This window comes from Actinacidiphila sp. bgisy160 (assembly GCF_965342435.1).
In the GTDB taxonomy this organism is placed as follows: domain Bacteria; phylum Actinomycetota; class Actinomycetes; order Streptomycetales; family Streptomycetaceae; genus Actinacidiphila.
In genome coordinates, this window is sequence record NZ_CBDRCM010000055.1 from 40,117 (window position 1) to 51,100 (window position 10,984).

The 10,984-nt window shown below is 71.7% G+C and carries 7 protein-coding genes; 2 read left to right on the plus strand and 5 right to left on the minus strand.

The features are described from left to right. Positions 1-40 precede the first annotated feature (40 nt). A complete protein-coding gene (locus ACRWNP_RS30615; RefSeq protein ID WP_431967085.1) occupies positions 41-547 on the plus strand; it encodes an N-acetyltransferase family protein in 507 nt (168 codons plus the stop codon). A gap of 82 nt (positions 548-629) precedes the next feature. Here the strand turns inward: ACRWNP_RS30615 and ACRWNP_RS30620 are convergent, their stop codons facing one another. The 3 genes from ACRWNP_RS30620 to pulA form a co-directional block, all read right to left on the minus strand. Then, positions 630-980, minus strand: a complete 351-nt coding sequence (locus tag ACRWNP_RS30620) for a hypothetical protein (protein ID WP_431967087.1) — start codon at positions 978-980, stop codon at positions 630-632. 11 nt (positions 981-991) lie between these two features. Beyond that, positions 992-1,768, minus strand: a complete 777-nt coding sequence (locus ACRWNP_RS30625) for a TNT domain-containing protein (protein WP_431967089.1) — start codon at positions 1,766-1,768, stop codon at positions 992-994. A gap of 215 nt (positions 1,769-1,983) precedes the next feature. After that, on the minus strand, positions 1,984-7,413 hold the full coding sequence (gene pulA / locus ACRWNP_RS30630) for a pullulanase-type alpha-1,6-glucosidase (RefSeq protein WP_431967091.1): 5,430 nt from the start codon (positions 7,411-7,413) through the stop codon (positions 1,984-1,986). A 447-nt stretch (positions 7,414-7,860) separates the two neighbouring features. Between pulA and ACRWNP_RS30635 the strand changes: the two genes are divergently transcribed. After that, entirely contained in the window at positions 7,861-8,010 is a 150-nt protein-coding gene (locus ACRWNP_RS30635) for a hypothetical protein (RefSeq protein ID WP_431967101.1), read from the plus strand. Positions 8,011-8,235: 225 nt separating this feature from the next. On the opposite strand, the gene ACRWNP_RS30640 is transcribed toward ACRWNP_RS30635, so the two are convergent. Beyond that, a complete protein-coding gene (locus ACRWNP_RS30640) occupies positions 8,236-9,273 on the minus strand; it encodes a LacI family DNA-binding transcriptional regulator (protein WP_431967093.1) in 1,038 nt (345 codons plus the stop codon). A gap of 31 nt (positions 9,274-9,304) precedes the next feature. Continuing rightward, complete coding sequence (locus ACRWNP_RS30645) at positions 9,305-10,936, minus strand: glycoside hydrolase family 13 protein (protein WP_431967103.1); 1,632 nt, start codon at positions 10,934-10,936, stop codon at positions 9,305-9,307. Between the last annotated feature and the right edge of the window lie 48 nt (positions 10,937-10,984).

Consider the following 10,984-nt stretch of genomic DNA (forward strand, 5'->3'; position numbering starts at 1 on the left):
CCCGGCGTTGTCCGGGAGGCGGGCCTGTGAAAATAGGGGCATGAACGACCTCTCCTTCCGTCTCGCGCTGCCCGACGACGCCGCCTTGCTGGTTCGCCTCCGCGACGACGCGGCCCGCTGGATGCAGGAGCACGGCATCGACCAGTGGAGGCCGGGTGAGATGGACGAGGAGCACTTCCGCACGCGTATGGCGGAGGGCGAGGTCTGGCTCTCGGAACACGGCGGCCGGGTGGTCGGCGCCTGGGAGCTGTGGTGGGCCGACGAGCACGCCTGGGGGGTACGCCCGCCGGACGCGGGCTACGTCCACCGCCTCATGGTGGACCGCACGACCGCGCCGCGCGGCGCCGGCCGGGCCATGCTCGACCGGGCGGAGCGCCGCATCGCCGAGCGGGGCCGCCCGTACGCGCGGCTGGACTGCGTGGCGCGCAACCCGCGGCTGCGGGCGTACTACGAGGGCGTGGGCTACACCGTCGTCGGCGAGCAGCCGCACAAGCAGGGCGGCAAGGGCAGTCCGTACGCGGTGACCCTGCTGGAGAAGAAGCTGTAGGCGCACGGCACGAAGCGCAGCGGCCCGCCCGGAGGTTCGGGGGCGGGCCGCTCCGCCGTCCGCGGCCGACGAGGTTCCCAAATCAGGTCTCCCGGCGCCGGGCCCGCTCAAAGGCGTCATGGGCCGCGCGCTGGATCTCCTCCCGGTCACGCACGACGGCCTCCATCTCCTCGTCGGAGCCGGGCCCCGGACCGGGCCCCGTGTCGGTGAGTCGGTCGTAGAGGTAGCGGCAGGCCGCGTCCTCGGTGTCGAAGTGCCGGTGCGGTTCGTACACACCCCGTTCGTAGTTGCCGACCACCCACGCGCCGCCCTCCTGCCGGAGGTACCTGAAGTCCGGGGGCCTCAGGTCGAACTCGTGGAAGCCGGGAATCTCGTACAGCCCGCCGGGTACCCGGGCGGAGGCGAGCGCCTCGCTCAGCTCGCGTCGGTCCATGGTCGGGCCCGTCAGTTCAGGCGGATCAGGTCACCGTTGGCGACGTGCTTGGCCACGGTGTCGCCCTGGAACAGTACGTACTGCAGTCCGTTGCCCGGCTGCCCGAACCAGGGCTCCGCGGGTCCCGCCTGGACGGTGAAGGGCTTGACGACCTTGTACAGGTGGTAGTTGAAGGGGTAACCCGCGTCGAAGGTGTTGAGGTTCGACGGGGGGATGGCGCGCTGGGAGAACGGCGAGCCCGCCGGTGAGAGGAACCTGCCGTTCTCGTTGCCGAAGCGGTCGATCTTCTGTCCGACGCTCAGGACCAGGTCGACGGGAGGGAAGTCCGTGCGGAAACCGTCGGGGTTGGTCCCGGCGGGCGGGAACTTGTATTCGTTCGTCGTGAAGTTCCACCAGGTGCCCAGGAAACCGTTGGCGTTCTGCCCGTCGAGGCGCCGGTAGCCGGCCAGGATCGTTCCGAGCAGGCCCTTGGTGGGCAGTTCACGCGGGCCGAGCCGGGGGTCACCGCAGAAGAACTTGGGACTGGTGAAGGTGGCACCGACGCAGATGCGGGGGTTCTCCGGGCCGCCGGGCAGACGCCCGGGGGAGCCCGCGACCTGGCCGGGTCCACCGCCCGCCACCGGGCCGGGTCCGTGGCCCGGCCCCGGGCGCTCGGCGGTGGCCGCGGGCTTTGCGCCCGGGCCCCAGTCCTCGGCGTGCGCGGGCGTGACCGCGCCGGTGAGGGTGCTGAGGAGCAGGACGAGCAGGGCGGGAAGGCTGGAAAGCGCTATTCGCTGGCGCCGCTTCAAGGGTCCTCCTGGGGACGACGGGAATGAGGCCTTCCGGGGCGTCAGTCACACTGCGTCACCGGAACCGCGCGAATACGTACCCCTACCGGTGCCTCGTCCGGAGCCGCCACGCCCTTGATTCATCCGGATGGCCACCTACTTCGCCCGTACGCAGCACCGCCCGGCCGGGGCCCGCGGTGAGCGGGGCGCCGGCCGGGCGGTGACGGAGCGTGTCGTTACTTCCCGACGAACACCGCGACCGTCCTGCCCGGGACGGTGAAGGTGCCGGAGGCCGCGTCGTAGGAGGCCTGCTTCACCACGGGGTCGGAGCCCGCGGCCTGCGCCGGGTGGAGGGCGTAGCCCTTCCCGGACAGGGCGGTGACCCGCTGGTCCTGGGCCTTCGGGGTCGCGTTGAAGACCACCACCAGCGAGCCGAGCCGCATGGTGATCACGCCCGGGGTCTCGTTCCTCCCCGACAGCGGGAACGAGAGCCGCTCCTGGACCTGCGCCGCCGAGGTCAGCCCGAAGGCCGGCTCGGTGGAGCGGATCCGCAGCAGGTCCCGGTACGCGGCCGAGGCCGAGGTGATCTGGGCGCAGCCGACCTTGAGCGTGTCCGCGGTCAACAGCGGTCTGGCGTAGGACCACTTGGACTCGTTGTCGGCCTTGGGCGGCAGGCCGCGGCCGAAGCCGTTGCCCGCCGAGCAGTCCCAGCGGATGGCGTTGAACCAGTCGCCGGAGTCGTACGAGTTGCGGTCCAGGGACTTGGACCGCAGCAGGTCCGAGCCCGCCTGGTAGAGCGCGGGCCCCTGGGAGAGGGCCGGGACGGCCTCGGCGAGCACCTGCATGCGCGCCCGGTCGGCGGGCGAGGTGCCCTTCGGCAGCTTGAAGGCGAGCGCGTCGTACAGGGCCTCGTTGTCGTGGGCGTCGACGTAGGCGAGGGCGTCGCCGGGGGCGTCCGCGTAGCCGGCGGGCGAGCCGTTGTAGTCGACCTCGGCGCCGGTGACCTCCTTGCCGCTGCTGTCGGTGAAGGAGAAGGACTTCAGGTTGCCGGTGAGGCCGACCTTGATGAGGTCCTGGTAGTGCAGCAGGCGGGCGCGCTGTTCGGCCTCGCTGCCGTTGGCGGCGGAGCCGCCCGGCTCGTTGAACAGGCCGGAGGCGAAGCCCTGGACGCCGGGGTCGGAGTCGAAGGGACCGCCGCCGCGGACCGCGTCGCGGGCCCGGTCGGAGAAGGTGGCGACACCGGTGCCGGCCATGTTCTTCTGGGTGGCCTGCACGAAGCGGGCGTCGTCGGCGACCTCGCCGAAGTTCCAGCCCTCGCCGTAGAGGATGATCTTCTTGCCGTCGACGCCGTCCTCGGCGGGGGTGAGCTCGTCCAGGGCCTTGCGGACGGCCAGGATGTTCGCCTTGGGGTGGTGGCCCATCAGGTCGAAGCGGAAGCCGTCGACCTTGTACTCCTTGGCCCAGGTGACGATCGAGTCGACGACCAGCTTGCCCATCATCGCGTTCTCGGGCGCGGTGTTGGAGCAGCAGGTGGAGTTGGCGACGGTGCCGTCGTCCAGCAGGCGCTGGTAGTAGCCGGGCACGATCCTGTCGAGGACGGACTTGTCGTCCTGGCCGCTCGCGGCGGTGTGGTTGTAGACCACGTCCATGACGACCCGCAGTCCGGCCTTGTTGAGCCCCTGCACCATCTTCCGGAACTCGACGGTGCGCTTGGTGCCGTCGGGGTCGGTGGCGTAGGAGCCCTCGGGGACGGTGTAGTGGAAGGGGTCGTAGCCCCAGTTGTAGGCGTCCTTGGCGGCGACCGCGGCCACGCATTCCTGCTGCTTGTCGGAGTCGGCCGGGTAGGCGGCCAGGTCGCAGTCGACGGTGGCCTGGTCGGCGCTCCTCTCGGCGACGGTGGCGAAGTCGAAGGCCGGCAGCAGGTGCACGTAGGAGACCCCGGCCTTCGCGAGTTCCCTCAGGTGCGTCATGCCCGCCGACCCGGTGTCGGTGAAGGCGGTGTACCTGCCCTTGTCCTTCGCGGGGACGGTGGTGTCCGCGACGGAGAAGTCCCGGATGTGGAGTTCCTGGATCTGCGCGTTGTTGAGACCGACGGCCTTGGGCTTGGCCAGGCCGGACCAGCCGCTCGGGGCGAGGGACGCCTCGTCGAGGTCGACGACCAGGCTCTGCTTCGAGTCGGCGGTCAGGGCGACCGAGTAGGGGTCGGTGACCTTGTTGGTGACCACCTTCTGCACGCTGGGTGCCCAGACCTTCACCAGGTAGCGGTACGGCTTGCCGGTCCAGGCGCGTTCGCCGTGCACGCTCCACACACCGGTGGACGCGTCGCGCCGCATCGGGACGGTACGCCCGTCGAGGTCCAGGGCGACGGACTGCGCGGTCGGGGCCCACACGGACAGGGTGGGCTTGCCGTAGGTGAAGACCGGCCCGAGCACTGCCTTGGTCGCCTTGGCGGCGTACAGGTCGTCCAGGACGCCCTGGATCTGCACGCCGGTGGCGGAGAGCAGCGCCCCGTTGGCGAGCCGCTGGGTGGCGACGACCTGGCCGGTGAGGGCGGCGCGGACGCGGTCGCGGTCGCGCGGGTCGATCGTGAAGGCGGCGTAGTCCTTCAGGTGCGGGAAGCGGGCCTTCTGGGTCTCGGTCAGGCCGCCCGCGACGCGCTGCAGACGGAGCCAGTGGCCCTCACCGGTGAGGGCGCCGTCCTTGATCGCCAGGCCGCCGTCCGGGGCGTACACCAGCTGGACGCTGGCCGCGGTGTCGCCGGTCTTCCAGGCGACGGTGTCGGCGTCGATCCACTGGGCCTTGGCCGAGGACGGGTCGAGGTCGGCGGAGGAGCCGGCGGTGGCGGGCAGCAGGTACTTCTCGGTGCCGTTCAGCAGCCACACCTCGTGTCCGCTGGCGGTGAGGTCGAGCGACTGGTCGGCGGGCAGGTCCTTGGTGTCGCCCTTGTGGATGATGTAGCTGAGCGACGTGGCACCCGCGGCGAGCGGCACCTCGAAGACGGCGCCGTAGGCGTCGGTCCGCACCGGCTGCAGCGGGGCGGTCCAGTCGGTGGGGTTCGCGGCGCCGGTCCAGGTGTGCAGGCCCCAGCCCGCGTAGTCCTTGTCCGCGCGGTGGTAGTGCAGGACCGCCTTGGTCTTGTCCTGGCCGGGCTCGGAGCCGGGCGGGGCCTCGGTGAGGACGGCCTCCTTGCCCTGCTCGGCCCAGATCTCACCGGTCTTGGTGACGTCGATGAAGCGGTCGGCGGCGACGTCCTTGTTGCCGTCCTTGTCGATGACGAGGTAACCGACGCTGGACGCGCCCGGCTTGAGCTTGACGTAGGCGAAGGCGCCGTAGGCGTCGCGGCCGATGAAGTCGTGGCCGGCCGGCCAGGTGGTGCCCTCGCCGTCGGCGATGTCGCCCCAGGCGTACAGGCGCCAGTCGGTGTAGTCGTCGTCCGCCCGCTTGTAGTGGACGACCGCGTAGTCGCGGCTGCTCGCCACCGGGGTCTGCGGCGGGGCCGGGGTCCCGCTGGTGGTCTCGGCGGTGGCGGCGGCGGTCCGGCCGGCGGAATCGATCACGACGGCCTTGTACCGCAGCGCGGTGCCGGGCGTCACGCCGTCGCCGACCGTCTGGGTGACCCGGTACGGCGCGTGGTCCGCGGAGCCGAGGACCTTCCACGGCCCGTTGCCGGTCTGCGCGGCGAAGACGACCCGGTTCAGCTGCCCGCCGTCGACGTCGGCGGAGAGCTCGACGGTGCCGGTGGCACCCGCGGCGGGGGCGTTCAGGGTGAGGGCCGGCCGGGCGGCGGGGGCGCCGAGCGGCTTCGCCGCCTTGTAGACCACGGCGGACAGGGCCGGGACGGTGACACCGATCTTCCGGTCGGAGCCGCTGGTGACGGAGCCGTCCGTGCCGTAGACGGCGGTGAAGGCGGTGTTCGCGGAGCCGGTGGGAACGTCGGCGGTACGCGCCTGCGCCGCGTTGTTGACGGCGACCACGTACTCGGTGCGGGTCTTCGCATCGGTGCGCGAGAAGGCGTAGATCCCGGCGCCGTCGGCGGCGTAACGCTCGGTCTGGACACCGTCGGCGAGCGCCGGGTGGGCCTTGCGGAGCGCGGCGAGCTTCGCGATCGCCTTGTAGAGCGGGGCGACGGTGTCGTAGGCGTCGCTCGCGTGGGTGCGGTCGGTGCCCAGTTCGTCGTCGTCGAGGTAGTCGGCGACCTTGGACGCGAACATCGTCTGGCGGGCGTCCTTGTCGCCGCCGGCGCCGGTGAAGCCCTGCTCGTCGCCGTAGTAGACGACCGGGTTGCCTCGCGAGAGGAACATCAGCTCGTTGGCGAGCCGGTCCCGCTTGACGAGCTCGGCGTCGCCGGCCGCCGGGTTGTCCTGCTTGAGGAACGTGCCGATGCGGCCCATGTCGTGGTTGCCGAGGAAGGTGACCTGCTCGTACGCGTTGGCCTTGTCGGTCGTGTACCGGTAGTCGTCACCGAAGACCGAGGCGAGCCTGCCTGCGGAGCCGCCCTGGGAGGCGTACTGGCGGGCGGCGTCCTGGAAGGGGAAGTCGAGTGTCGAGTCGAGGCGGCCCTGGGTGACGTACGGGGAGGTGATGGATGTGTCGGCGGAGTAGACCTCGCCGAACATGAAGAAGTCGTCGCGGCCGTGCTTCGCGGCGTAGGCGTCCAGCGCCGTGGCCCACTGCGTCCAGAAGGGCAGGTCGACGTGTTTGACGGTGTCGATGCGGAAGCCGTCGACGGCGAAGTCGCGGACCCACTTCTCGTAGATCTCCTCCATGCCCTTCACGACCTCGGGACGCTCGGTCCACAGGTCGTCCAGGCCGGAGAAGTCGCCCTGGTCGGAGCTCTCGCCGGCGAACGTGGAGTCGCCCCGGTTGTGGTACATCGCCGGGTCGTTGAGCCAGGCCGGGACCTTGCTCTTCGCGGTGACGACGGGGGTGCGGGGGAAGGAGTCGCGGTCGACCGGGGGGAAGGCCTTGCCGCCCTTCGCGTAGTCGCTGTCGTCGAAGGGCACACCGTCCTTCGTCAGGTAGGGGAAGGCGCCCTTGGAGAGGTAGCCGTAGGACTTCTCGTCGTAGTCGACGACGTCGGCGGTGTGGTTGGTGATGACGTCGAAGAAGACCTTCATGCCCTTGGCGTGGGCCTTGGATATCAGCGCCTTGAGGTCGGCGTTGGTGCCGAAGTGCGGGTCGACCTGGGTGAAGTCGGTGATCCAGTAGCCGTGGTAGCCGGCCGAGGCCTGATCCCCCGTCCCCTGCACGGGCCGGTTCTTGAAGATCGGCGCCATCCATATCGCGGTGGTGCCGAGGCCCTTGATGTAGTCGAGCCGCCGGGTGAGCCCCTTGAGGTCACCGCCCTGGTAGAAGCCCTTGTCGGTGGGGTCGTAACCGGTGCTGAGCCGGGTGCCGGTCAGACCGCCCCTGTCGTTGGACGCGTCACCGTTGGCGAAACGGTCCGGCAGCACGAAGTAGAACTGCTCCCGCGTGAGGTCGTGACGCGCGGGCTGCGCGGCGAGGGCCGCGTCGGAGGGCGGTGGAGGCGGGGCCGCCGCCGAGGCGGCGGGGGCCGAGGCGGGGACGGCGAGGGCGGCGGCGAGGGCCGCCACCGCGACGGCTGCGGCGCCGCGTCTGCGCGCGCGTGGGCGCGCGGACGCGGGCAGCCCGGTGTGCTGGGCCACGGGGTGTTCTCCTTGCGGAATCCGTGTGCGGACGGTTGTACCTCTGGGAGCCCACGCGCCATGAGCCTTCGCCCGGCAGCGGTGCCGGACCGTGACCGGGACCGTACCCCTCGCGAAGGCCTTACAGCAAGATGTCGCAAGGATTTCCAACGGCACGACGGCGACCTCCCGGCGCCCTGAAGGACGCCCACCGCGGGCGGCTGCTGGTGCGGAACTTCACGCGGGAGAGCGAGCACGGCGAGCCGAGCTCCTTGGAGTACGCCGCCGCGACGCGGTCCCCGGCGGCCTGGGTACGGACCGGCCACAAGCCCGCGCCCGCCACGGTCGCGGCACGGCCTCCTGCCCGGCGTTCGACGCCGGGGTGCGTCCCGCGGCGCTACGCCTCCCGGGTGTACCCGCGGCCCGGGGCCGGCACTGGCCGGCGCTGTCCGCCGCGCGGGAGCGCGCCTGGAACCGTCTGGACGGCGTGGGCATCGCGCCCTGAGCCGACCCCTTCACGACCGCAATGTGGCCTCCCACCTGCGGTCACGCCCTTTCGAAAGGCCCCTGCAGAATCTTGCAGAAAGTTTCTGCAGGGGCCTTCCGTCCTGGCCGTAACGGCTGTTACGTTCCTCTTCGGCCCGGTTCGGCCGGCCGGGGGTCCGCCCCTGAACGGCGGGTCCCACGCGCCCGGCCGGCCGGACCGGTCGCCACCGAGACGGAGACGGGCCCAGGACCGACGAAGCCACCCCGCTGCGCCCCGCCCGGGGCAGGTCCAGGGCCCGCCTCAACACCCGCACGCGGCACGCGTGAGGCCGGCCGGCCCCGCCGTGGGGAACGCTCTCAGGAACGCCGTCCGGCGCCGGGCGCCTGGCCCGTCGAGCCGCGGACGACCAGCTCCGTCTGGAAGACGAACTCCGAGCGCTGCACCGGGTTGCCGCCGATCTCCTCCAGCAGCGTGTTCACGGCGGCCGCGCCCATCGCCTCGACCGGCTGGCGGACCGTCGTCAGCGGCGGGTCGGTGAAGGCGATCAGCGGCGAGTCGTCGTAGCCGACCACCGAGACGTCCCCGGGGACGGCCAGCCCCCGCTCCCGCACCGCGCGCACCGCGCCCAGCGCCATCAGGTCGCTGCCGCAGACGATTCCCGTGCAGCCCTTGTCCAGCAGCGCCCCGGCGGCCGCGTGGCCGCCCTCCACGGAGAAGAGGGTGTGCTGGACGTACTCCGCGGCCTGCTCCTCGCCGAGCCCGAGCAGGGTGCCGAGGGCCTCGACGAAGCCCTCGACCTTGCGGTGCACGGGCACGAAGCGGTTGGGTCCGACGGCCAGGCCGATCCGCTGGTGGCCGAGCTCCACCAGGTGCTGGACGGCGATGCGCGCCGAGGCGCGCTCGTCCGGCGAGATGTACGGCCCGGCGATCGCCGGGTTGTAGCCGTTGACCAGGACGTAGGGCACGCCCTGACCGAGGAGGCGGGCGTAGCGCTCGGGGTCGGCGGTGACGTCGGCGTGCAGACCGGACAGGAAGACGATGCCGCGCACCCCGCGCTCCACCAGCGCCTCCACCAGTTCGTCCTCGGTGGAGCCGCCGGGGTGCTGGGTGCACAGCACCGCGGTGTAGCCGTATCCGGTCAGGTTCTGCTCGATGACCTGGGCGAAGGCGGGGAAGATCGGGTTGTTGAGCTCGGGGGTGATCAGCCCGATCTGGCCGGCGCTGCGCTGGCGCAGCCGCACCGGACGCTCGTAGCCGAGCACGTCCAGTGCGGCCAGCACCTTCTGCCGGGTGGCGGGGGCGACCCCCGCCTTCCCGTTCAGCACGCGGCTGGCGGTGGCCTCGCTGACCCCCGCCTGGGCCGCGATGTCGGCAAGTCGGGCTGTGGTGTTCACAACTCCAGACCCTATGCGACCGCGACGCACGTCAAACGGCCCACCAGACGGTCGTGTCGGCCGGGACGACGACCCCGCCCGCCGTGACCTCCACCGGCGAGCTGGCCAGCAGCACCGCGCCCGGCACGGGCAGCGTCACCGGCGCGTCGGTGGTGTTGACGGTGCACGCGAACCCGGGCCGGCGGAAGGACAGCACGCCCTCCGGGGCGTCCTGCCACTGGACCGACTCGCCCGCGCCCAGCCCCTGCTGGTCGTGGCGCAGCCGCAGGGCGGAGCGGTACAGCTCCAGGGTGGAGCCGGGGTCGCCGGTCTGCGTGGCGACGCTGAGGCCCGCCCACTCCTCGGGCTGCGGCAGCCAGCTGCCGCCGCTGCCGAACCCGTGGCTGGTGCCTTCGGCGGTCCACGGGATGGGCACGCGGCAGCCGTCGCGGAAGCCGTCCTGGCCGGCGGCGCGGAAGAACGCCGGGTCCTGGCGGGCCTCGTCGGGCAGGTCGATGACCTCGGGCAGGCCCAGTTCCTCACCCTGGTAGACGTACGCGGAGCCGGGCAGGGCCAGCATCAGCAGCGAGGCGGCGCGGGCGCGGCGCAGGTCGTAGGTCCTGCCGTCGGAGGACAGCCGGGTGGCGTGGCGGACCACGTCGTGGTTGGACAGCACCCAGGTGGTGGGCGCGGCGACCGGGCGCATGGCGTCGAGTGAGCGGTCGATGACCTCGCGCAGCTCGGCGGCGTTCCACTTGGTGCCGAGGTACTGGAAGTTGAAGGCCTGGTGCAGTTCGTCGGCGCGGACGTAGTTGGCGGTGCGCTCGACGGTGGGGGTCCATGCCTCGGCGACCGCGATGCGCTCGCCGTCGTACTCGTCGAGGATGCGCCGCCAGGAGCGGTAGATCTCGTGGACGCCGTCCTGGTCGAAGAAGGGCAGGACATCGTTGCCAAGGAGCTTGAGCTGCTCGTGGGCGCCGATGTCGGGCAGGCCGTCGGCCTTGACCAGGCCGTGCGCGACGTCGATGCGGAAGCCGTCGACGCCCATGTCCAGCCAGAAGCGCAGGATCGAGCGGAACTCGTCCTGGACGGCCGGGTGCTCCCAGTTGAAGTCGGGCTGCTCGGGGGCGAACAGGTGCAGGTACCACTCGCCGTCGGCGGCGCGGGTCCAGGCGGGGCCGCCGAAGACTGACTCCCAGTCGTTGGGGGGAAGTTCGCCGTTCTCGCCCTTGCCGGGGCGGAAGTGGTAGCGCGCCCGCAGCGGGGACCCGGGGCCCTCCCGCAGCGCCTGCTTGAACCACTCGTGCTGGTCGGAGGAGTGGTTGGGGACGAGGTCCACGATGATCCGCAGGCCCAGCCGGTGGGCGTCGCGGATCAGGCCGTCGGCGTCGTGGAGGGTGCCGAACATCGGGTCGATGGCCCGGTAGTCGGCGACGTCGTAGCCGGCGTCGGCCTGGGGGGAGGCGTAGAAGGGGCTCAGCCAGACGGCGTCGACGCCGAGGTCGCGCAGATAGGGGAGCCGCTCGCGGATGCCGGGGATGTCACCCATGCCGTCGCCGTTCCCGTCGGCGAAGCTGCGGGGGTAGACCTGGTAGATGACCGCGTCTCTCCACCAGTCCGTGGCGGCCACGGGCTGGTCGGAGGTGTGGGGGTGACGGGTGGTGTCCGCCAGGTACTGGGTCATGGTGATCCCTTGGAGGATGGAAGGCTCGGTACGGCGATGAGGCAGGGG